At 41.6% G+C, this 23,522-nt stretch carries 26 protein-coding genes; 5 read left to right on the top strand and 21 right to left on the bottom strand.

The annotated features are described in order from the left end of the window. Positions 1–20: 20 nt before the first annotated feature. Positions 21–833, bottom strand: a complete 813-nt coding sequence (locus FTU29_RS03450; RefSeq protein ID WP_180008514.1) for a sulfite exporter TauE/SafE family protein — start codon at positions 831–833, stop codon at positions 21–23. A gap of 29 nt (positions 834–862) precedes the next feature. Here FTU29_RS03450 and FTU29_RS03445 point away from each other — a divergent pair, with 29 nt between their 5' ends. Next, on the top strand, positions 863–1,618 hold the full coding sequence (locus FTU29_RS03445; protein ID WP_180120448.1) for a biotin--[acetyl-CoA-carboxylase] ligase: 756 nt from the start codon (positions 863–865) through the stop codon (positions 1,616–1,618). Positions 1,619–1,641: 23 nt separating this feature from the next. Next, positions 1,642–2,373, top strand: a complete 732-nt coding sequence (locus FTU29_RS03440) for a type III pantothenate kinase (RefSeq protein WP_180120446.1) — start codon at positions 1,642–1,644, stop codon at positions 2,371–2,373. A gap of 1 nt (position 2,374) precedes the next feature. Here FTU29_RS03440 and FTU29_RS03435 read toward each other — a convergent pair whose 3' ends face one another. The 3 genes from FTU29_RS03435 to ffh all read right to left on the bottom strand — a co-directional run bounded on the left by FTU29_RS03435 (position 2,375) and on the right by ffh (position 5,286). After that, positions 2,375–2,941, bottom strand: coding sequence for an alpha/beta hydrolase (locus tag FTU29_RS03435; protein WP_180120444.1), 567 nt, complete (start codon positions 2,939–2,941; stop codon positions 2,375–2,377). A 391-nt stretch (positions 2,942–3,332) separates the two neighbouring features. Then, entirely contained in the window at positions 3,333–3,428 is a 96-nt protein-coding gene (locus FTU29_RS17630) for an alpha/beta hydrolase (protein ID WP_180120442.1), read from the bottom strand. Positions 3,429–3,882: 454 nt separating this feature from the next. Further along, the gene (ffh, locus tag FTU29_RS03425; RefSeq protein WP_078191163.1) at positions 3,883–5,286 is read right to left on the bottom strand and encodes a signal recognition particle protein; all 1,404 of its coding nucleotides are present in this window, start codon (positions 5,284–5,286) and stop codon (positions 3,883–3,885) included. Positions 5,287–5,424: 138 nt separating this feature from the next. Here ffh and FTU29_RS03420 point away from each other — a divergent pair, with 138 nt between their 5' ends. Further along, entirely contained in the window at positions 5,425–6,234 is an 810-nt protein-coding gene (locus tag FTU29_RS03420; RefSeq protein WP_078191164.1) for an inner membrane protein YpjD, read from the top strand. A 134-nt stretch (positions 6,235–6,368) separates the two neighbouring features. Here FTU29_RS03420 and FTU29_RS03415 read toward each other — a convergent pair whose 3' ends face one another. Continuing rightward, a complete protein-coding gene (locus FTU29_RS03415; RefSeq protein WP_067761877.1) occupies positions 6,369–6,578 on the bottom strand; it encodes a cold-shock protein in 210 nt (69 codons plus the stop codon). Between the two features lie 449 nt (positions 6,579–7,027). Between FTU29_RS03415 and FTU29_RS03410 the strand changes: the two genes are divergently transcribed. After that, a complete protein-coding gene (locus FTU29_RS03410) occupies positions 7,028–7,960 on the top strand; it encodes a tRNA-dihydrouridine synthase (RefSeq protein WP_180120435.1) in 933 nt (310 codons plus the stop codon). 92 nt (positions 7,961–8,052) lie between these two features. Here the strand turns inward: FTU29_RS03410 and FTU29_RS03405 are convergent, their stop codons facing one another. The 9 genes from FTU29_RS03405 to rpe all read right to left on the bottom strand — a co-directional run bounded on the left by FTU29_RS03405 (position 8,053) and on the right by rpe (position 15,533). After that, the gene (locus tag FTU29_RS03405) at positions 8,053–8,421 is read right to left on the bottom strand and encodes an SseB family protein (protein ID WP_180023108.1); all 369 of its coding nucleotides are present in this window, start codon (positions 8,419–8,421) and stop codon (positions 8,053–8,055) included. A gap of 62 nt (positions 8,422–8,483) precedes the next feature. After that, complete coding sequence (locus FTU29_RS03400) at positions 8,484–9,137, bottom strand: nuclease-related domain-containing protein (protein ID WP_180034572.1); 654 nt, start codon at positions 9,135–9,137, stop codon at positions 8,484–8,486. Between the two features lie 39 nt (positions 9,138–9,176). Then, positions 9,177–9,659: a methylated-DNA--[protein]-cysteine S-methyltransferase gene (locus tag FTU29_RS03395; RefSeq protein ID WP_180120433.1), complete on the bottom strand. Its 483-nt coding sequence runs from the start codon at positions 9,657–9,659 to the stop codon at positions 9,177–9,179. A gap of 37 nt (positions 9,660–9,696) precedes the next feature. After that, entirely contained in the window at positions 9,697–10,014 is a 318-nt protein-coding gene (gene sugE / locus FTU29_RS03390; RefSeq protein WP_180120431.1) for a quaternary ammonium compound efflux SMR transporter SugE, read from the bottom strand. A gap of 56 nt (positions 10,015–10,070) precedes the next feature. Further along, on the bottom strand, positions 10,071–10,388 hold the full coding sequence (locus tag FTU29_RS03385) for a multidrug efflux SMR transporter (RefSeq protein ID WP_180110722.1): 318 nt from the start codon (positions 10,386–10,388) through the stop codon (positions 10,071–10,073). 300 nt (positions 10,389–10,688) lie between these two features. Next, positions 10,689–11,681 (bottom strand): copper resistance protein B, encoded by a 993-nt coding sequence (locus FTU29_RS03380; protein WP_180120429.1) that lies wholly within the window; start codon positions 11,679–11,681, stop codon positions 10,689–10,691. Then, positions 11,668–13,650, bottom strand: coding sequence for a multicopper oxidase domain-containing protein (locus FTU29_RS03375; RefSeq protein WP_180120427.1), 1,983 nt, complete (start codon positions 13,648–13,650; stop codon positions 11,668–11,670). The genes FTU29_RS03380 and FTU29_RS03375 overlap by 14 nt, the downstream gene beginning before the upstream one ends. A 46-nt stretch (positions 13,651–13,696) precedes the next feature. Beyond that, entirely contained in the window at positions 13,697–14,212 is a 516-nt protein-coding gene (locus tag FTU29_RS03370) for a hypothetical protein (RefSeq protein WP_180120420.1), read from the bottom strand. Between the two features lie 634 nt (positions 14,213–14,846). Further along, the gene (gene rpe, locus FTU29_RS03365; RefSeq protein WP_180120418.1) at positions 14,847–15,533 is read right to left on the bottom strand and encodes a ribulose-phosphate 3-epimerase; all 687 of its coding nucleotides are present in this window, start codon (positions 15,531–15,533) and stop codon (positions 14,847–14,849) included. A gap of 603 nt (positions 15,534–16,136) precedes the next feature. Between rpe and FTU29_RS03360 the strand changes: the two genes are divergently transcribed. Then, positions 16,137–16,433 (top strand): DUF2218 domain-containing protein, encoded by a 297-nt coding sequence (locus tag FTU29_RS03360; protein ID WP_078192357.1) that lies wholly within the window; start codon positions 16,137–16,139, stop codon positions 16,431–16,433. Between the two features lie 31 nt (positions 16,434–16,464). Here FTU29_RS03360 and FTU29_RS03355 read toward each other — a convergent pair whose 3' ends face one another. From FTU29_RS03355 to tsaB, 7 genes are all read right to left on the bottom strand, one after another. After that, positions 16,465–17,526, bottom strand: coding sequence for a M48 family metallopeptidase (locus FTU29_RS03355; protein WP_180063941.1), 1,062 nt, complete (start codon positions 17,524–17,526; stop codon positions 16,465–16,467). A 14-nt stretch (positions 17,527–17,540) separates the two neighbouring features. Beyond that, entirely contained in the window at positions 17,541–18,647 is a 1,107-nt protein-coding gene (locus tag FTU29_RS03350; RefSeq protein WP_078192359.1) for a YjgN family protein, read from the bottom strand. Between the two features lie 130 nt (positions 18,648–18,777). Next, positions 18,778–19,623: an S-formylglutathione hydrolase gene (gene fghA, locus FTU29_RS03345; protein ID WP_180094428.1), complete on the bottom strand. Its 846-nt coding sequence runs from the start codon at positions 19,621–19,623 to the stop codon at positions 18,778–18,780. Between the two features lie 27 nt (positions 19,624–19,650). After that, entirely contained in the window at positions 19,651–21,042 is a 1,392-nt protein-coding gene (locus tag FTU29_RS03340; protein ID WP_180021433.1) for a C13 family peptidase, read from the bottom strand. 125 nt (positions 21,043–21,167) lie between these two features. Then, entirely contained in the window at positions 21,168–21,986 is an 819-nt protein-coding gene (locus FTU29_RS03335; protein WP_218954851.1) for a class I SAM-dependent methyltransferase, read from the bottom strand. Continuing rightward, positions 21,980–22,804: an undecaprenyl-diphosphate phosphatase gene (locus tag FTU29_RS03330; protein ID WP_078191179.1), complete on the bottom strand. Its 825-nt coding sequence runs from the start codon at positions 22,802–22,804 to the stop codon at positions 21,980–21,982. Before FTU29_RS03330 ends, FTU29_RS03335 begins: the two co-directional genes overlap by 7 nt. Positions 22,805–22,816: 12 nt before the next feature. Continuing rightward, positions 22,817–23,482: a tRNA (adenosine(37)-N6)-threonylcarbamoyltransferase complex dimerization subunit type 1 TsaB gene (tsaB, locus tag FTU29_RS03325; protein ID WP_180120416.1), complete on the bottom strand. Its 666-nt coding sequence runs from the start codon at positions 23,480–23,482 to the stop codon at positions 22,817–22,819. Between the last annotated feature and the right edge of the window lie 40 nt (positions 23,483–23,522).

Genomic DNA, 23,522 nt, shown 5'->3' with positions numbered 1-23,522 from the left:
TTGTCAGTCAAAACGGACAATCAAGCGCCAAAGGCTTGCACACCTTGATAAATAAAATAGCAACCAACTGTTGTTAATAAACATGCAAAACAACGCTTTAGCATAAATGGCGACAACATATGAGCCACTTTCGCACCCAATTTCGCAGTGATGAAGCTCATTACACTAATCCCGATAAATGCATAAATATGGATATAACCAATGGTATTGGGAACCACGATATCGGCTTGATGACCAAACCACATAAAGCCGAGTGCCCCAGCAATCGCAATCGGTAAACCACATGCAGCAGAGGTTGCGACCGCTTTTTGCATAATGACGCCGTTTTTATTCAAATACGGGACGGTTAAGCTGCCACCACCGATTCCGAAGATCGCAGAGGCAATCCCAATGCCGCCGCCTGCTGCCATTTGCATGGCTTGTGAGGGTAAATGTTTATTCGGATCGACAGGTGTCGCTGCACCGCGAAACATTTTAAAGGCCACCCAGACCGCAAAAAAGCCAATCAACAGTTGCAAACCCTGCCCTGATAAATAATCTGCAATGCCTGCACCGAGAAATGAACCGATCACCAAACCCGGTGCCAAATTCCGAAAGACATTCCACAGCACAGCACCTTTTTTATGATGCGCCGAAACCGAGCTGAGTGAAGTCACAATAATCGTGGCCAAAGAGGTGCCCACCGCCATGTGCATAATCACACTGGGGTCATACTGAAGTTGGGTAAAAACGATGAATAAAATCGGCACAATAATCAGGCCACCGCCCACACCAAATAGCCCCGCAGCAAAACCAGCGATTGCACCAATCAGTAAATATATGATTAACTCCATCAATATTATTCCACAACTCTCAGATTCAAATGGATTTAGAGACCAGACACTTACAGCAATTGCTGAGCACAGTACCTCAGCCGCCTGAAGTTTTATTACTGAAGCCCATTACCACATCGACCAATGACGATGTCCGTGAGATTGCCAAAAAAGGCATTCAACATGTTTTGGTATGCAGTGAAGAGCAAACTCAGGGGCGTGGGCAACGCGATCATCAATGGGTCTCACCCGTTGGTAATATATATTTAAGCACATTGCTGAATTTACAGACAGCTATAGATGGGCGGCTTGCACTCGAAATAGCCTTAAATATCTTGCAAATGCCAAGTTTGCAAAATCTCGCATTACAAGTGAAATGGCCCAACGACCTATATAGTCCACAAGGAAAATGGGGCGGGATTTTGATTGAACCAATTTCGCCACATCAAGCGATTGTCGGCGTGGGCATGAACTTATTTCCGATTCAATCCGCAGGAATTGAGCAACGCGCAACGTCGTTATATGAACTCGGACTTCACTCGCCAAACCGTTTACAGTTAATCGCTGAACTCTATGCAGCGATTCAACTTGCAGGTGAATGGTTCGATCATAACTGCTATAACCTCGCTGCAAGATTCAACCATTATGCTGCATTTATGCAACAGCCTGTTGAGCTTGAACACCTACAAGGCAAAAGCCAAGGTCTCTTTCTCGGTATTGAAAATGATGGTTCGATCAACATCCAAACTTCGCAGCGCTTAGAAAATCATTTCCAAGGTCGCTTACGTTTAGCAGATCAATCATAAAACAGGATTGCAAAGGCCTACTGATGAAAAAATTATGGCTCGATGTCGGTAATACTCGGCTGAAATACTGGATTACTGAACACGATCAAATCATAGAACATGCTGCGGAACTGCATTTACAGTCGCCTGCCGAACTCCTACTCGGTTTAATCCAGCACTTTAAAAGTTTGGACTTAGATCAGGTCGGGATTTCCTCGGTACTCGACAAGAAAAATAATGATCGGATTCAAAAAATTCTTAAATTTTTAGCTGTTCCTGTCACCATTGCGAAAGTTCATGCCGAATATGCGGGCTTACGCTGTGCTTATGAAGACACCAGTAAATTCGGGATCGACCGTTGGCTGCAAATGCTCGCTGTAGTTACAGACCCTACACAAAAATACTGTGTGATTAGCTGTGGAACAGCACTCACCATTGACTTAACGGATGGATTACAACATTTAGGTGGCTATATTTTGCCAAATTTATATTTGCAACGTGATTCGCTCATCCAAAACACCAAAGGCATTAAAATACCAGATGCCCTCTTTGACGAGCTGTCTCCTGGTAAAAATACCATCGACGCTGTTCATCATGGCATATTGCTCAGTTTGGTCAGCACCATTGAAAAGGTGCTTGATAAATATCCCAGTCGCTTAATTTTAACTGGTGGAGATGCTGCGCTATTTGCCAAATACCTGCAGCGCTTTACGCCTGAAGTCCATAATGATCTGCTTTTAAAAGGCCTGCAAAGCTATATTGGCCAACAACCGTAGATTAAGCCCGGATCAAATACGGCTCCACAGCATCCCAGACTTCGGGCAATTCGGTACAGCCTTCAGAGTCAATAAAATGCCCCTGATGACGCGCTTCAATCGCCTGTGCATCTAGGCTTTTTGCCTGAGCCAAGCTGAATTCGGGTTGCACTCGCTCATCGCCTTTTGAATAGATCACTACCCGATGCTCAACCTGCTGTTTTAGCAAGTCAAAATCTATTTTAGCTGCATCAATAAAAGGATTCACCTGCTCTAGACGTCCCAAGCGGCCATTAAAACCGGCCGCAAGCACAAGAGCTTTTATGTTCTGATGCTGCAGTTTTTGCGACAGATAATGCAGTGCAGCGATACACCCCAAACTATGGGCAATTAATATAGAGTTTTCATTTAATGCGTCAATCTGCGCATCCATTTGCTTCATCCACACATTTAAGACGGGTGTTTCGGATGGATCAAGCCGAAGCACCTTGAGGCTGACGCCCGCTTTTTTTGCCTTTTGCGCGATCCACGGAAACCAATTCTCTTCAGGGCTCGCGGTATAGCCATGCACCACAATTACTTGCGCCATTTCATACTCCATTCCTCTTTTTGAATTCAGTCTGAAATAAAAATTAGAGATTGAGGGTAAACAATTGTGAATTTTTGCAAAACTTGACTATTTGCTAGAACACTTTCATGAGCTGATTCAAAATATCCAGCAATTCTAGAAACATTATGAAGCCATAAAAGTCCTGTATTTTCCCTTCAGTGTTCTACCTTTGGATCACTATTGATAACTTCAGCGTGAACGGTGGCGGAACAAAAGGGTCATTGCTGGACAGCATGCGCACGGCCAATAGCAAATGCTGATGCAGCATATGACGGTTCAATTTGCATTTTAAAATAAAGCTGCCTAATTCAGAAAAAAAATTAAAGGAATACACAAATCCAGAAATAAAAATGCCCGCTTAAATCTTGCCTTACCGCTGGCTGAAATATGCTGTCAAATAATGCAGCACTGTCAGACAGCCTAAACTGTGCGCAATAACAATTTTATTTTCATCGAGCTTAGGCATTTGCAGGAAAATAAATTTCTAACAATCGTCAAAATCTGGTTGTACTGCATTTGCCATATCAATGCGCCAAGAATAATGTCCTACCCCTTGCTGCTTTTGTCTCAATAAGGAAACTAATACTCATTAGGGGAAGCCTGATGAGCATGAATCAGATAGATGTTTTGGCTCTCTGGCGTATGAGGTGTATTTATTATTTGATGCTTATTTTGGGTAAAGCTTTCAATTTGCAGTTCAGCAAACTTTCACCTCTGTTTTAGACCTGTCATCTACACGGTCTCAATGTCAATTTCGCATGTTCTTGTAATGATTTAGCTCAATTGGTATTTATCAGTTCGTATACAAATTCCTTCATCCAGTGCTTACTTATAATTCTCGTAGCAATTTTTTGAATGCGGTCTTATCAAATTACAGCCATAAAAAAAGGCGCTGAATGCGCCTTTTTTTTAAGTCCAAATTACTTCGGATCTTTGCTGCCGAACAATGGTCCCATGCCACCGCCACCAAATTGCTTTTGCATATTGCCCAATGATTTCATCATTTTTGCCATACCCGTTGGGTTGGCAAATTTCTTCATCATTTTCGCCATTTGCGCATGTTGTTTGATGAGTTTGTTCACTTCTGCAACATCCATACCACAGCCTGCTGCAATACGTTTTTTACGGCTTGGATTCATCAAGTCTGGGTTACGACGTTCTTTAATGGTCATCGATTGAATAATCGCTTCCATTTTCTTCACTTGCTTTTCAGGATTTGCTTGTGCAATTGCATCTTGAATCCCTGAGTTGCTCATGCCTGGAAGTTTATCCAAGAAGCCCATCATGCCGCCCATTTTGTTCATTTGTTCAAACTGCATCAGCATATCTTCAAAGTTGAAGCTACCACCTTTTTGCAATTTTTTCGCCATTTTTTCGGCTTTTTCTTTGTCGATTTTACGTTCAACTTCTTCGACCAAAGAAAGTACGTCACCCATACCCAAAATACGCTGTGCGATACGTTCAGGATGGAATGGCTCTAGGGCATCGAGTTTTTCACCCATACCCAAGAATTTAATTGGCTTGCCAGTAATGGCACGAACAGAAAGTGCCGCACCACCACGTGCATCGCCATCTGTTTTTGTGAGGATCACACCCGTCAAAGGCAAGGCATCATTAAAGGCTTTTGCAGTATTCGCCGCATCCTGACCAGTCATGGCATCAACCACGAACAATGTTTCAGTTGGCTTAATTGCTGCATGTAGCTCTTTAATTTCATCCATCATTTCGTCGTCTACATGTAAACGACCTGCTGTATCGACAATCAAGACATCAGCAAATTGAATTTTTGCTTGCTCAATCGCACGATTTGCGATGGTAATCGGTTTTTCGTCTGCGCTTGATTCAAAGAAAATAGCGCCAACTTCACCTGCAACTGTTTGTAGCTGTTTAATCGCTGCTGGACGATAAACGTCGGCAGACACCATTGCTACTTTTTTCTTTTGACGTTCTTGTAAGAAACGTGCAAGTTTTGCCGCAGTAGTAGTTTTACCCGCACCTTGCAAACCTGCAAGAAGCACAACAACTGGTGGTTTTGCCGCTAGGTCTAGGCTTTCATTCGCCTCACCCATCATTTTGGTCAATTCGTCATGAACGATTTTGACGAAAGCCTGCCCCGGTGATAACTGAGTCATCACTTCTTGGCCCAATGCTTCTTCCTTAACTTTCGCGATGAATTCACGAGTTACAGGTAACGCAACATCGGCTTCAAGAAGTGCCATACGTACTTCGCGTAACGTATCTTTAATATTGTCTTCGGTTAGCTGCCCTGAGCCAGTAACATTTCTTAAACTCTGCGTGAGTCGTTCTGTTAAGGTATCAAACATTGCAAAATCCGCTTAAAATAGCCATGAGCAAAAAATTGTTTCTTAAAATAGAAAATTTATGCATAGAATGCTATAGGATACTTTAGTTCTTGCAGAATTTATATAAATGAATATTCAACATCCTGAAAAAGGTTTGACATGATCAGTCTCCCCTTGGTTTACACGATCCTAGCATTAATCGCTTATACCACGTCTTTTTGGTATTTATTCAGCCATTTAATGTCTAAACGTGCGCCGAACCATTGGTTTATTGGTGTTGTACTTGGTTTAGGCATGTTATTGCATGCAGGTGTTTTATATAACGACATGTTGACGCCTATGGGTGTGAACTATGACGTGTTCAACCTGATGTCATTTACTTCAGGTCTCATGCTATTGCTCAGTGTGTTATTTAGTACCTATCGACCTGTGCTTGCGATGAACCTGCTGGGCATTCCTGTGGCAGCGACAGGATTGATTTTGGGCTTTGCATTTAGTCGACAAAATCAATTTATAGAACAACATTCACTGGGTTTAGACATCCATATTATTTTGTCACTTTCCGCATATGCCGTCCTGCTGATGGCAACAATTCAAGCGGTTATTTTGCGTTTACAAGACCGTGAACTGAAAAACAAGCAGAAAAAGCGTGTATGGGTGAGCCTGCTTCCATCCTTCCAAGCCATGGAATCTTTGCTATTTGATTTATTGATTGCTGGATTTGCACTACTGACCGTGGCGCTTGGGTTTGGTTTCTTCACCATCGATAACTTCTTTGCACAGCATTTGGCGCATAAAACTGCCTTTAGCATCATTTCATGGTTCGTCTATGGTGCCTTGCTTATTGGACACTATCGATTTGGCTGGCGTGGTCAAAAAGCTATTCGCTTTACCATTATTGGTTTTTGTCTTTTGGCAGTCGGCTTTATTGGATCTAAGTTTATTTTAGAAATGGTTTTGGGCCGCTAAGTCGACGATGAAACAATCTTAAGTTTTATTAAGAAGGGAGCTACAGCTCTCTTTTTTTATAACTTGATTATTCACATAAAAACAACAGGCATAAAAAAAGCGCTATACAGCGCTTTTTTTTCATTACGTCTAAATTATAGAGCAACGATGTTTACAGCATTCGGGCCTTTTTGACCTTGAGCGATGCTGAAAGAAACTTTTTGGCCTTCTTGCAAAGTTTTGAAGCCAGAACCAGTGATTTCGCTGAAGTGAGCAAAAACGTCAGGACCGTTGTCTTGTGCAATAAAACCGAAACCTTTAGTTTCGTTGAACCATTTAACTGTACCAGTAACTGTATTAGACATAATAATACCTATTAATTTGTTGATTTAGCCATTGGATGATGACTGACTATAACTTGGAAAATAATAAAGAATTGAACTTCATTTCTGTAAAAAACGAAGGATTATGACTAACACTGCGATACTTAAAGAAAATTTACGAAACAATACTTTTTTTCTAGTTGCAGCCATCATACATGAAATCTTAAAAGATTCAAGCACAGTATATGTTGTTGATTCCATTAAAAAACAACAGTACAAGCCATCTTCTTATTATTACTATCCATATGTATTTACTCATTTTATTGTTAAAGTTTTATGTCAGTCAATACTTTACGACTTTGGTCCTAATTTCACCAAATAGTTACATAAAATCTTGTCATTTCGTATTCCGCGTCACCATAAGCACAAAACCTAGACATCCCTTTCAAAACCACGTATAACTCCGTTTTTCAATTTTTGGCTGTGTGACCGTGAAACTTGTTCTTGCGCCGATGGAAGGCTTAACCGACCCAATTATGCGAGATGTGTTGACGCATGTGGGGAGTTTTGACTGGTGTGTAACCGAGTTTATCCGTGTCACGGACTCTGTCCTGCCCGATCATATTTATCATAGCTATTGTCCTGAACTAAACAATGAAGGCAAAACTGCAGCAGGAACACCGGTTCATGTACAGTTCTTAGGTAACAATCCCATTATGCTCGCGGCAAATGCTGTACGCGCGGTAGAACTTGGTGCCCCTGCGATTGATATGAACTTTGGTTGCCCTGCAAAAACCGTCAACCGCCACCGTGGTGGTTCAGTTCTGCTAGATGAGCCTGAAGTGGTGTATGAGTTAGTCAAAGCTGTGCGTGATGCTGTTCCGAGTCATATTCCTGTATCGGCAAAAATGCGTTTAGGTTATATGGACCGTAACTTCACCATGGAAAATGCGCATGCCATCGAAGATGCAGGAGCTGCATGGGTTACAGTCCATGCGCGGACCAAAGCCGATGGTTATACCCCGCCTGCCTTTTGGGATCAATTGCAACCCATTCGTAAAGCATTGAAAATCAATGTGATTGCTAACGGTGAAATTTGGAATAATGCCGATGCCAAACAGTGCCAACTCGAATCCGGTTGTGAAGACCTAATGATTGGTCGTGCTGCGGTGACCACTCCTGACATTACACAGTGTATCCGTCGTAATACCGATGAACCGCTGATTACATGGCATGAACTACTTGGATTACAAATTCGTTTCTTAAACGGCTCGTATAAAAAAGAAATGAATATGGTCGGTCGTTATAAACAATGGCTCGGCATGATGTCGAAGCACTATCCAGAAGCCAAAGTCCTTTGGGATGAAGTAAAACGTGTCAAACCACTTGATGAAATCGTGCAAAAACTCAAAGCCGGTATGTAAGTTTTAAAGCACATCGCCCAATATGAAAACGAAAAAGTGTGAAAACACCTATCTAAGCGTAGCCGCAGAGCCTTTGATTATACCTACAGTGTTCAAAGGCTTTGTTGTTTGGCAAACTCTAAAATTGCGTCGATCTCATCTGCCAAGAACTCTTTAGGATGTTCCGAAGTCGGGTTCATCACCAAGCTTGCGCCTTTGGTAATCGCAAATAATTTTTCAGCACTGATCATGACAAACTCTGCATCTGCACCAACATCCTGTTGAAGCATCGCAAGACTCAGAAAAAATGGAATGGCTTGCTCGCCTTGCTCCGTTTCCATCAATTGAAAATGTAAATGCTGCTCTGTATCACGCTCACCCAAACAATATACTTGGCTGGCTAAAAGTTGCTGATAAAAGTCTTGGTATTGCTCAGGATGATCTAAAGTCGATTCATAAAGATGTTGAAGCGTGTCGTTCATTGTTATTGTCCGTCTATTTTTATCAGTCAGATACTGTTCACAATCCACAGCATACAGGAAGTTTATGAATTATGCCGTTGATTTAAATCTTCAACGTGCTGTCGATTTGTTTTCCACGATTTTTCTAAAATTTCTTTTTCTAAACGCAACTGTATTCGTTTAAGTTTCATTTCAGAGACCACGGGTTGCTGAAAGGTTTGAACATAGTCCACCCAAGCTGTACCCCGAAATACATTCGACGGCATCTCTGTTTTAAACACTGCTTCAGGCATAAAAACAATCACAGAATGCATATTGTCTTTATCCACAATATCGCTCAACACCTGTTCTAACACTTTCATATGTTTATAATTTTGGTGAATTGGATTTTGAAATTTAAAACTTTTTTTATAAATCTTTTGCGTCCATTGTTTTTGTCTCTCGCTCCCAAAAATCCAGCCCTTATAGTTTTTAGTTTCAATCACAAACACACCAAATGGGCTTAACAGAAGATGATCAATTTGAGTTGTAGCTCCTTCGCCATCTGGTAAGGTCAAATCATTTAACAATATATAATGGTCTTTCAAATAAAGTTTGACATGAACGGCGACAGCAAACTCCCCCATTTTCCCCTTTAAATAAGGTTTAAATGCTTTGATTGCCCCCACAATCAGTAACAATGGAATTAGCCACCACAACGTCGAAATGAGGGGTGCAAAAATTTGAGAAATATTCATTGATTTGATTCATTATTTTAAATAAGTATATTTTCTATTTTATTGTAATTTCTCAATTTTTAACAATACTTCTTTATTTTCTAGACCACCCGCAAAACCCACTAATTTTCCATTTGCGCCCACGACACGATGACAGGGTGCAATAATTGAAATTGGATTTTTACCATTGGCTGCACCGACAGCACGTACGGCTTTGACATTGCCGATCTGCTCTGCAATTTGTTTATAGCTGCGAGTTTCTCCAAAAGGAATCGTCAATAAAGCTTGCCAAACTTGTTGCTGAAATGCGGTACCTTCAAAGTCTAGCGGCAAGTCAAATTGCTGTCTTTTACCCGCAAAATATTCATTTAATTGCTGTGCGGTTTTGAGCAAAATCGGGTGTTGCAGATCTTCAACCAAAGCCGCCAATCGCACACGATTAGGGTTTTCATTTTCCCAAAGAACAGCCACCAATGCGGTTTCATGTGCAACAAGTTTTAATTGTCCAACGGGCGAATTTAAAAACTGATAAGAAAGTTGCATGAGATACTCCAAGCTCAAAATCGCAGCACTTCATTATTCAGGAGGACGATAATTTCATCAAGACTAGTCCTGAAATAATCAGTACCGCAGCTAGCATGCGCATGGTATTTGCGGGCTCACCCAATACAACGATGCCGAGGATAAATGATCCCACTGCACCAATGCCGGTCCACACCGTATACGCTGTACCCAGCGGTAAGGATTTCATTGCATAAGACAACAAAGCGAAACTTGCGATCATGAAAACAATGGTCAAAATACTTGGTGTCAGTTTGCTAAAGCCTTCAGAGACTTTCATACAATACGCCCAAACCACCTCAAGCAATCCCGCTACAATTAATAAAACCCAAGCCATATTTTTACCCATAAAAAAAAGCACAAAAGGCTTTTACCTCTGTGCTTTAGAACATATTAACTTGAAGATAATTTCATCAAGATTAGACCCGAAATGATCAGTACTGCAGCTAACATCCGCATGCCAGTTGCAGACTCACCGAGTATAAAAATCCCCACGAGAAATGAGCCAATCGCGCCGATTCCTGTCCAAATGGTATAAGCTGTTCCCAGAGGCAACGTTTTCATGGCATAGGCCAATAAACCAAAGCTCAGGATCATAAAAAATAAAGTGACTAAACTTGGGCCAAGTTTTGTAAAGCCTTCTGAGAGCTTCATCGAATAGGCCCAAACGATTTCAAAAATACCAGCGAATACCAGAACAACCCAGGCCATGATGCCTTCCTCCATATTAGTAGAGTCAGGTCGTCCTGACGATTTTTCTTACTGGCTTTGAACAAAGATGTAAGGGAGGTCGTTCCTCCGAATATTTTCTCAGTATAGCAAATATGCTGAATTTTAGTGCAGTCTTTACATTTTTTGACCAAATTCAGGGCGTTATTCAGTTGAGTAAAACTCTAGTGCAGATGATTTGCGCCAAAACATAGCATGTCTGTTCAAAGGACAGATTCATAAATAAAAAAGGCATCACCAAAACCTGTTGATGATGCCCTCTTTATTTGGTCTATTTTTCTATTAGAACTTCAGACGAAGGCCTGCGCCATACCACCAGTGTTTTTCACTTCCAGTTTCAGCTTGCCATGCCGTATGCTGATTTCCTTTTTGGTAGCTGTAAGCAACATCGATAAATGGCATTAACTTTTTATTGATTTCATAGCGTGTTTCTAGCCCTAGCCATACAGAACTGAGTCCTGTTTTTTGTGCATAAGCAGAGTCATCACTCAGCACCACATCTAGGTTCAAATATGGTTTTAAAATCAATTTTTGCGTCAGCAGCAAATCACGTTCGGTTTCTAAAGAAAAACTGACCTGTTTATCTGCACCAAGATATAAATAAGCATCGGTTTCAAAGAAATACGGTGCCAGACCATGCAGACCCACCGCAGCATCTAACTGTTCTTTGTCCGTCACTTGGTGTTCATCGACACGATAACGTGCGCCAATTTGCGCATCCCAAAAGTCTGAGATCATACGGCTATACATCACTTGAGCCGCATAATCAGCGTCTTGAGATTCTGCTTTATCCGCATGTAATTTGATGAAGAGCTTATTTTCATCGGTCCCGATTCGACTCTCAATTTCGGTCTTTAAACGTCCTCGGCCATCGGCATTATTGAGCCATCGATTGTCTATCTTGGTCGCTTGATAAATCTGTCCACCATGTTCACGCTTATGATCAATGGGATGCTGCGCAGAAGCAGCACGTGACGCAATAGATGATGCATTTGCATGTTCTGCATGTTCTGCATGTTCTGCATGTTCTGCATGTTCTGCATGTTCTGCATGTTCTGCATGTTCTGCATGTTCTGCATGTTCTGCAGTATGCTCTATCTGGCTCGATTCAATCCCTGTTTGCATCTCTTGATGCGACGAATCATGTGAGGAATGCGACTCATGTTGAGCTGACATCGGCATGCTGTGATGTGCATCTTGCGCCATGGTCATTTGAGTGACCGATGCCAAAGCTAAACTTAGAACCGTATATGTGCATGGTTTAATGATGCGCATGAGACACCTCCTTTTGCTGTACAGATGCCGTTTTCGTATTCTCTGCGACATTTGCGACCACAAGTTTATTCATCATCCCTGCGGACATGTGATACAGCAAGTGACAATGAATCGCCCATTCACCTAATTCATTGGCCGTTAACAGAGCCGTCACTGTTTTCCCCGGCGGCACAATCACCGTATGTTTATTTGGCATTTCAGAAGACACTTGCCCATTTTCCAATTGCATGAACATGCCATGTAAATGCATCGGATGCGCCATCATGCTGTCATTGACAAATTTCAGTCGAATTCGCTCACCATATTTCACCTTTAGTGGTTCAGCTTCACTGAATTTTTTGCCATTCATGGTCCACATATAGCGTTCCATAGTTCCACCCAAATGAATGACCAAGTCTTGCGTCGGTTCACGTGTATCAGGCTGCGGGGTTAACGCTTTTAAATCACTATATTGCAGTGCCTTATCACCGACAGGTGTTGAAGCATTGGCCCAACCCATAACCGTTGCTGAATTTTCAACTGCCCGCATCTCTCCTTTAGACTGTGCATGCTCCATCGCTGCATGCGTATCATGTTTCATGGATGAGTTTATTGAGGAGTGGTTCATAGATGAATGATCCATCACACTATGATCCATATTGGCATGCGCTGAATCAGACATATTCTGTTTATGCATCTCTGGATGCTGCATAGTAGTATGCGCAGGCATTGGGGAATGGTCCATGTCATGCCCCATTGCAGCATGATCATGTGCTTGATTCGGCTGAATATTTGATGGATTGACAGTATGCGCGCTGTGCTCATGAGCATTCGCTTGCTGGCTTGCTGAAGTTTGGGTTGAACCTGTAGCCATATGTCCCATATTGCTATGGTCCATACCTGACATTGAACCATGCCCCATATCTTCCATGGTCAGCAAAGCGCGTGGCCGTGCTTTTGGTATATGAATACCTGAGTGCTGAGGCTGCGTTTCATCATGTAAAGTGCCAATCGCAAATCCAGTCCGATCAATCGACTCAGCTTCAATCTGATAATGCGCAGATTTAGGCTCTACGATCACATCATAGGTTTCTGCAGCACCAATGCGAAATTCATCCACAGCGACCGGCTTGACCGCTTGACCGTCTGCACTGACCACCGTCATTTTGAGCTGAGGAATACGCACATCAAAAAACGACATGGCCGCAGCATTTACAAAACGAAGTCTGACTTTTTCATTGGGCTTAAACATCCCTGTCCAGTTCTGCTGTGGTGTTTTGCCATTCACTAAAAACGTATAACCCGTTACATCAGACAAATCCGTTTTCAGCATACGCATCTGATTCCACATTGAACGATCTTGCCAAGTGTTTTTTAAACCTGTTCGTTGAATTTGCATCCATACATCTGAAAACGTTTCACGCTGATTTTGATAGTATTCGGCAGACTTTTTCAGATTTGCCATAATCTGAGCGCTAGATGATTCATGAAAATCCGACAGCATGACCACATAATCACGTTGTGTCTGTTCATGTGCGGCAAGTGCTTGTTTACCTTTCGGATAAATTACCAAAGCGCCATACAATCCGTCTTGTTCTTGGCCTTTGGAATGCGCGTGATACCAATAGGTTCCGCTTTGACGGACTTTAAATTTGTAAGTAAAGCTACCATCAGGCTGTATTTCATTGAAACCATTAAAGCCGGGTACACCATCCATTAAGCCGGGCAGCAATAGACCATGCCAATGCACTGAGGTATTTTGTTTTTTGAGCTGATTATGCACATGGATGACCGCATCATCGCCTTCTTCAAACTCCAGTAATGGTGCTGGAAACTGACCATTGACGCTGATTTTCTTGACCGCTTTACCAGTCAAATTGATGGTCTTTTCATCAATATTCAGATGATATTCTTTAATGGCTGCAAACGCCCACGTTGGAGACAGCAGACACACCCCGAGCACGAGGCATGATTTAGATAAATTAGACATGACTTAACCTTTATAAAATAACGAAAAAACGTATTTAATACTCAGGTTAAGCTTGCGGAGGTCTTAGAATTTCTTGCCAAAAGCCTTTTAAATGCTGTCCAGCAAAAATGAAACGAGGGGGTTCTGCATAGTGATGCACATGGAAGGTCTGCAATGCGACCAAGGCGCTATCGACATAAGAGATACTGATTTGGCAATGTACGAGTGTACAGTCCTGACAGTCTGCACTTTGTGTCGTTGAATGATGCGCCTGACCATCTTGCAGTGCAGATGTCGCATCTGAAGATTGATGACAATCCATCATTGAAAAGACTTCTAGTGTCGTCTGCTTACCATGATGTGCTGCATGTTCAGGAACAGCTTGCCGCTGATTTTGATGGCAATTTGTCATATTTAAATGCGAAGGATCAGCATGTGCTGCATGAACTGATGCCTGATGGGCATTTGCGTTCATCATTTGTTGATGTTGAAAATTTTGCTGAGCACTGACCACACTGCTCCACCCCATGACAAACGCCATGAGCCAAGCAAAGCCAAGATGCTTACGCAAAAAATTGAACAATTTAGTATCCTAATTCAACCCAATGATGCACTGTGACAATATATCCCTATTAACACATCATATCCCTATTAACACATCTTTAGAAACATCACGCGATCGGCTCAGCCGAAATCCGCATGAAACACCATGATGATATTATTTACGATTCAAATGCAATCACATGATATTCGTATCAACATGACATGCAGCTCGACCAATTTATCCATCATGAACGATACATTCAGAAATATCTAAAAGCACTATCTAGTGCGATCGATGATGTGTTTTGCCAGTCGCAGCGTATCTCAATAGTTGCTAACAGCATAATTAATTGTGCAGTTATTCACAACAGTTTTAAATTTATTGCGCTGTCATAAAAATCAGCGCATATCTTCCAGTTAAAACATAAAAGTTATTTTTTAAACTGATTAATTATTTACCATAGATTAATAAACATACAGCATTTCAAACACTTTACCCCCATAAAAAAAGGACTCAATTGAGTCCTTTTTATACTTAATACGTCTAATTATTAAACCATTGATGCACAATCGTTTATAATTCACCCAAGTTATCCATATAGTTATCTACACAGATATCCATACAGTTATCCATATAGTTATCCACAAGTGAGAAATAACTTATACCCAAAGGCTTAAGCCTCTTGAGCATGAACTTTTGCCAACTCTGAACGCATGTCATCAATCACAGCTTTATAATCAGGCTTACCAAAAATCGCTGAACCTGCAACAAACATGTCTGCACCGGCTTCAGCAATGCCACGAATATTGGCTGGAGTAACACCACCATCCACTTCTAAGCGAATATCACGACCTGAAGCATCAATAATTTTTCGTGCTTGACGCAGCTTTTCCAAGGTCATTGGAATGAACTTTTGACCACCAAAACCTGGGTTCACACTCATCAACAAGACTTGGTCAACTTTATCTAAAACGTAGTCTAAATAATGCAGAGGTGTCGCAGGGTTAAACACCAAGCCTGCTTGCGCACCGCCAGATTTGATTAACTGTAAAGAGCGGTCAATGTGGTCAGTCGCTTCTGGGTGGAAAGTGATGATATCTGCGCCAGCTTCCAAGAAATCACCAATCATACGGTCTACTGGTGAAACCATTAGATGCACATCAATTGGCGCCTTAATGCCGTATTTTTTCAATGCCTTACAAACGCCCGCACCAAAAGTTAAGTTCGGTACATAATGATTATCCATGACATCGAAATGAACAACATCTGCACCGGCTTCTAGAACGTTTTCAACTTCTTCACCTAAGCGCGCAAAGTCTGCTGACAAAATTGAAGGTGCGATTAAGAATGGCTTGGACATGAAAAACCTAGCTTTGAAAAGGGAGTGATTGACGCATTATAGCAAATTGTCCCCCTATTCGCTGCCCACGCCCTCAGTCGTTTTTTCGATACTGATGATTGATATCTCTATAATAAAAAAACCTAGGATGAACTGATGTTACGCAGTAATATCAGAAGCGAAATTTGATTCAAATAAAAAAACGATACGCGGTAACGTCATCTGCAATTGTTTGAGATAGCACTACTTCTCATCAATTTTTTTTTCAATACTTTAAATATATAGACGCTAGAGAGCGAGTTTTGCGGTGAGGAGCATTGCTCCGCAAGATGGTTTCCTTGTGAAGCTTCGCTTCTCATTTTGCCTAATGAGAAACATCGTTTCGTAAGAGTACCTCCAGCCGAAGGCTAATCCCTTTATTTAAGCCCTAGATGTAAGACTCCGTCGAATTGACTTAAATATCATTTTAAAAATGCAAAATTATTTTTTGCGTGCATAACATCAGTGATTAATATGGATAAAGATCTCAGGGATAGAAACACAGCGTTGCATATTTAGACTTAACGAGCATCTATGTACTTTGCTAAGTTAAAGGACTGACGGCTAAATAATAAAATTGCATTTATGAAAAGTTCAACACAAATCACCACCGCCCAAGCAGCACGTGTTGCTAAACGCTTAGTCAATCATTGGAAACATAAATTTGAAGTCAATGAACAGATCATTGGAGAAAATACTGCATTCAAGATTCAACTGCCCTCTGCAGAGGTCAGTCTTTTACCACAAGCTGCGTTTTTAGACGTGGTGATTTCAGCCCAAGATCCAAGTACAAATCTAGATCAATTGGAACATGTGGTATTAGATCATTTGATCCGCATGGGACAAGAAGAACTCAGTGCAACATGGCAACGCGAACCGTAGTCTACGTCGCCATATTGTCAAAGCCTTTCACTCAATGCTGATGTGATTGATAATTTCTAACTGCATCAATACGGGCTTTCGTCGCTGGATGTGACTCAAAGAAGTCTGTCCAAGATCTCTGATCTTTGGCAGTTTCATCCTCTGCACCTTTCTCTTTTGCTGTTTCACCATCAGCTTCATCTTCCATACGTTGTAAGAAGTTTGCAAAATGTGCCGTTGGAATTTGATGTTTTGAAAGTTGTTTTAGAGCATATAAATCTGCTTCAGATTCAAAGTCTCGTGAGTAACTCGCACCCACCGCAGCTACCGGTAAACTGGTGAGAATATCTGAACCATCTCCTGTTATCATCAACAAAATAATACTGATGCCTAAACCTGACAAACTTTGCTGCAAACTATGGCGTTGAACTAAATGCCCCTGCTCATGTGCAAGTACACCAATTAACTCATAATCATTTTTCGCTAATTTAACCAACTCATCTGTTACGATAATGGTGTTATTGGGTATCGCCAATGCATTTGCACCGATGCTGCCACCACCGCGGAATAACAACTTCGCAGGACGATTTTCAGCCACCAATTGTTGATATTCTTGCTTCAACTTGTCTTGACGTGCTTGTGGCAATTTTGTGGGTTCAGTCATATCGATAATATATTTTTCCGCCTGATCCCCCCAACTCTTTAACGCTGTCTCAGGAAGTTGATTAGCCACCACATGTGACGCTGCTGGTATGCCCCATTTAATTAATACAAAAGCAAAAGCCACCACGAAAATCACACTAAAAATGATTAGAGAAGGTGAACGCTCTAACTTCCAAATCGAATGCCAACGCGACTTTACGTCGAGATTGAACCACTCTGGCAAAGGTTGATGAAACTCTAAACGAGCATCGTCCTTTAACTCAATCACTGGCTGGATATCACCCAAAGCACCGATCAGCGTCATATCTTGATAGGTGTAATGCTGTGTTTGTTCTAGGTCTTGACCATAACGCACAATCACAGCATGTTCCCCATCTGCGCTGATTTGAGCAACAAAGGGTTTTGACACTTTCCCATCATAATAGGTTGCATTCACTACTGATGTTTTCATGTAATTCACCTGCGTTATAAGGAAATATCTAGGTCAAAAATATCGGATAATTCTTCAGCAATCGCATTGTGATCTTGCTGCATTTGATTTTGTAATTGGTCTGGATCATCGACCAACATTAAGTGTAAGGATTCCGTCTGATATTTATATAGTCGCACAACTGCCCATGGTGTCAGTAAACCGAGGCTAACCATTTTAGCCAACCAATTACTCAAGACAATCCATGCATAGCGCCATTGATTACAGTCCGTATGAAACTGACTGCGGCTCAACGTGGTGTTATTCCAAGTGGTAATAAAAATACGTGCAGCTGTGAGTGGCCAAATAAACATATAGCCAATCAAATACATACCAAAAATAATGAAGACATAAGATGCGTCATTTAAACCATCTGAACTACCAAACAATATCGCAAAGATCACTGCCAGCAATGCACCAAAGCCCATAAACAGAAATAAAGGCACATACATGGCACGCATATAATCGCCCCAAGTATTATTCAGATTAAATTTTAACTGACCCAGATACAAATGATTCAGACATTCACGTTTATATAGCCAGACCGCAACTGGTGTAAACAAACCAAGGGTAAAGACAACCACCGCAAGACATTTGACAAAACACCAATACGCGCTTTTATTCGTCCCAGAAAAAAAGAATCGGCTATTACTAAATTTACTGTTGCGAGCACGGAAACGAATCGTAGATCGAATAAGCCAAGGAACCGCAAAGAAGATCAGGACAAAGCCCGCTAAGAAAGCTTCCCAAGAATACTTTATAGCAAAAGAGAAACCACCATAGACCACTAATGCAATGATTCGTCCAACTAAAATTTTTGTAGGCAAACCGGTAAAGTCAAAACGACGCTGAAACACCCAAGTATTACCGTAAAAATAACGTAAACGGCGGACCTTTGCCCAAGGCGCATAAAGTCCAAGCGTGACAATCGTCAGTAAGATATTCACGATCCAAATACCGAAATATTCAGACGCATTACCTTTAAACCTAAAATGATAATTTCTTCCCAAAATATCAGCCTGTTCTGTCTCACCAAATAGACTCGGTGGATTCATTACGGGCAGCTCTGGCGGAAGCGGCGTTTCCATTTGTGAATTTTGCATAAGTACCCTAAATTATTTTTTTTGGTATGTCGAATTTATTCATTTGCATGGCAATGCTCATCACCATGCTTTATTTATACGTATATCAAAGCAAGCTATGCCTCAATATTTTTAACCACTGGCTTTAGAATTAATGAACCGCTGTTTGCAACTGGACAGCGTGAAATTGCAAATGATCGTCCATAAAACTTTGAATAAAATAATAACCATGATCATAGCCTGCATGTTCACGCAGTTCGAGTGGCTGCCCAACTTGCTCACACGCTTGCTTAAACAACATCGGATTTAACTGGCTATAAAATTGATCATCAATGCCTTGGTCAATCAAAATGGCTTTAAACAAAGCCCCTTTAGATTTCACTAAAGCTGTAGCATCGTGCTGAAGCCACTGCTGTCGGTCTGAACCTAGATATTGATTAAAGGCTTTTTCGCCCCATGGACACTGACTCGGCGCACAAATCGGTGCAAAAGCAGAAACCGATTTAAACAGGTCAGGATGCTTCAACGCTAAAGTTAATGCACCATGACCGCCCATACTATGTCCGAATATGCCAATCGCACCTTTTTGTACCGGAAATTCAGCCTGTACCAGCGAATACAATTCTTCAGTAAGAAAACGTTCCATTTGATAATGCTCGGCCCACGGTTGTTCCGTTGCATTAATATAAAAGCCTGCGCCTTGCCCAATATCCCAATGATCGCCTTGCGCTACCTGTTCCCCACGTGGAGAAGTATCAGGACTGATTAAAATCAGGCCGAGCTGCGCAGCTAAACGCTGTGCATGCGCTTTAATAGCAAAGGTTTCTTCGGTACAGGTTAATCCCGCCAAATAAAACAATGCAGGACACGCTTGGCCTTGCAAGGCTGCTTGCGGCAGAAAAATACCAAACTTTGTCGTGGTTTTTAAACTTGAAGAATCCAATTGATAAATACGCTGCTCACCCGCAAAACAGGTATTTCGTTGTACTAATTCCATGATCTTTATCCTAAACTTTTTAATCTTTTAAGGCGTAACCGTCGTAGCCGGTGCAGTAGTCGTCGGCGGGAACAATCGTTGTTCTAATTGAGGCAACATTAATGCCATGTTTTTCCCCATCGACCACTGCGGTTCAGAAGGTTCGAAACCCTGCGCTGCTTCCCATTTCGCAACAGTCGCTTTGGTTTCATTAAATGCCGCTTGAATACTGGTCTGTTCACGCATCGCCTGATCAAAGAACGCACGGCCAAAATAAGTGTATTCAGCTTCATTCGAACAGCCAAAAGACTGTCGATCAGCTGCCGATGCAGTAATAATTAAAGTATTATCATTTTGCAGTGCTGGAATAAAACTGCCTGAATAACATGAAGAAATCACAATCACACGCCAACGAATTCCGGAGGCATCCAAGGCTTCTTTTAACCATTTAGGATCGACTTGCGCCAAATCCAAAGGTGCATTTTCCATTTCAAAGACATTAGGTAAACCGTGTGAGGTCATATATAAAAATAAGACATCACTTTCTCGGTTCATCTGTTGACCAATACGACGCAGCGCCAACTCCATACTGGTTTTAGATGCCAGCGGAATTTCAGTGCGCGTTGCAGGGTTATTGATAAGCTCAACCGAACGTCCATAGGTGCCAAAACGTGTATCAAACTGTTCTTTAATCCGTTCAATTTCCAGTTTAAAGACATCTTGATAACTCGCACCCGCCACCCCTAAGAAGTACCAATGGGATTGGGCAAATTCACCATATTCCACTGCGTCTAAGGATTTATTAAGCAAACGGCTTTGAGCATAGAAGGCATCTTCAGCAAAGCTTGGTGGAACTTCTTCCACTTTCCAAATCGGCTGATCTTTGACTGAGACTTGCCACACGACCAAAGTAAATAGCGTCGCACCCATAATCAGTGCTCGCTCCCACCATGGCCATTTCAGCTCACGTGAAAACACCCAAACGACAGCCAAACTTTGCCAAACAAATAGAATAATGAATAACGTTGGAATGTAGTCATACAGAAAGTATGGAAGAAAATCGAGATCTCCCAAATATTGAATCAAACATTGAAACAACATGATGTGCGTATCAAGCACCAACCAAAGCAATGCAGGGACCAACATTAACCTTGGATTATTTACACGTTGTGATAGGAAAATCCCCACAATTAAAGCAATAAATGGCCACAATGCATAACTTATAAGACCTTGAGCGTTAAATTCACCAATACGCCCCGTGCTCAGCCAACTAAATAAACTGTTAGCACAACCACCTAAAATCCCCCAAAACACCAATTGTAAAATCGATGGACGAACGATTTGTAAAGAACGACGAGACCCAAAAAATAACCACATCCCCGCAGTTTGGTTGCTTTTAAAATCATGCCAAAAATTGATGGAGGGTTTGAAATCAATCATAGAGTTCTAATGGTGGCCTTGGCTCGCTTAATTGCACAAATAATTTTATGCCTGATGTCGTTTTTAGCAATGCTATTTTTTAACTATATAACAAATCTTTGAACAATATTGAAGCAAATATCATTTTAAGTCACAAGATCATGTTGGAAATACGCATCAAAGCGACAAGCATCGCCTTGCCACTGATGTTGCGGCTCTTGATTCGCTAAAAAAACTGCCAATCGTGGACGTTTAACCACGACACGTTTAGCAATTTTTTGTGCTAAATCCAGTAAATTATCACCTAAATCCATCTCACCATCTTCAGGTAACAGCAAATGCAATAATTGCATTTGTTTTTTGACCTGAGCTTGCTTTTTGACGGCTTGCTGGTTTTGATCTCGCTGTGGAAACATCGGATCGAGATAAACCACATCAAAGATTTGATTGGTCGTCGACAAATGTTTCAAAAAGTCTGCCGAATCTGAAAAGATTAATTCAATTCGAGCTACAACCGAACTTAAAAATGCATCTTGCTGCGCGCGTTGATGTGAGTCTTCCAATAGGGTAAATAAAATTGGATGACGTTCCACAAGGGTCACATGCGCACCCAGATGTGCCATCAATAAACTATCGTGCCCTAGCCCTGCGGTTGCATCCACAAGCTGTGGCTTTTCAGCCAAATTACACGCACGTGCAATCATCTCAGACTTTAAAGATGCTCGCTTTAAACGCCCCACTTCTGCTTTCCAATCGGGTTGCATCTTCATGCCATTGGCCGCTAACCACAAACCATCTGCATCGACACACAAACTGAGTTCAGGGTTTAAACGTAAAAAACGCGCGTTTAATTTTTCAATTAATTCAATATTTACAGATACGCCACGTGAAGAAAGCACAGCAGAATACTGCTGTGCTTTCTCATGAAACTCTTGTTCTGTGTATAAGCGGATTTCGCTTACCATAATTTCCAGCCTGTAAATGCGAACAATAAAATCAATAAACCTGAAACAATTCGATACCACGCAAAAATCATGAAATCACGTTTTGCCACATAAGCGACAAGCGCACGAATTAAAATCAATGCAGAGACAAATGAAACGATTAAACCAACGGCGATCACAGTCCAATCTTGAGTGCCTTGAAATACATCATAGCTTTGATATAAATCCAGTAAACCTGCACCGACAATAACCGGAATACCCAAAAAGAATGAAAACTCAGTGGCTGCTTTACGGGAAACCCCTAAGAACATGGCACCAATAATGGTTGCACCTGAACGTGAAGTCCCTGGAATTAAAGATAAAACTTGAATTAAACCAATCCAAATCGCATCTTTAATGGTTAAATCTTCTACTTCTTTGGCACGCACCTGCGGTGGATTTTTTTCGATCCAAATAATGATCAAACCACCGATAATCAACCCCATAGCAATCGCAATGTTATTGAACAGCAGCTCTTTCACCGTCTGACCAAACGTCAAACCAATCAACACGATTGGAATCGAAGCGAGAATTAAGCCAAAACCTAAACGGCGACCTTTTTCTTCACCAGTCACCATACCGGTTGCTGCGCCCCACAGGCGGCCCCAGTATTCATAAATCACCGCCGCAATCGCACCCATTTGAATTGCGATCACGAAAACATCACTTTTTTCTTTGGTCCAAAAGTTCATTAATTCTGAAGCCAGAATTAAATGCCCTGTACTTGAAATCGGTAAAAATTCGGTAATACCTTCAACAATACCCATGATTGCCGCTTTGAGCAGCAGTAGAAGATCCATATATAACCCTAATTATGGCTTGCCTTGTTCTGAAATTTTCTTCCAGGCGTTATCTCGTAAATATACGGGCAATGCAAGTTCAGCACTCACCCATGCTTTTCTTTGCGCCGCTTCGCGGGCAATAGTAGCAATATCTTGTGCTGTTGCACTTAAGTCTTTGTATTGTGTTTGTTCTGATTGAATGAGCTCACTACCAGAACCCACGACGGTAAATTTGATCTGCGGTGTGGCATCGGCGTAGCTTAATAGTTGTTCTTCATCTACAGCCTGCATAATGCCATTGGCATCGAGTTGATAGCTAGCGATGTACACTTCTTGCATGCGTGCATCAAGGACTGCCGTTACTTGGGTCAAACCATATAAACGATGTGCCGCTTGAGCCAAAGCTTGCAAAGTCGATACTGGAACAACAGGTACGTCATTGGCCCATGCCAAGGCTTGTGTTACCGCTGCATTAATACGAACACCACTAAATGAGCCAGGCCCACGACTAAAGGCAATCGCAGTTAAATCGGCTAACTCAATAGCAGTTTGATTAAGCCCTTGCTCAATCATTGGGAGAATGGTTTGCGTCTGCGCTTTTGCCCGTAAATCGAGTTGAAAATAAAGCTCTTGAGTTTCATCTACAATCGAGACGGAACACTGCTCATTGGCAGTTTCCAATGCCAGTAATTTCATGCGCAACCTTAATTAAATTTAATCTTAAAAAACGTTGAAT

The sequence above is a fragment of the Acinetobacter sp. YH12086 genome, assembly GCF_013419345.1.
Lineage (GTDB): Bacteria > Pseudomonadota > Gammaproteobacteria > Pseudomonadales > Moraxellaceae > Acinetobacter > Acinetobacter amyesii.
The sequence above is the reverse complement of the archived record's forward strand: the minus strand, read 5'-3'. Positions and strand labels throughout refer to the sequence as shown.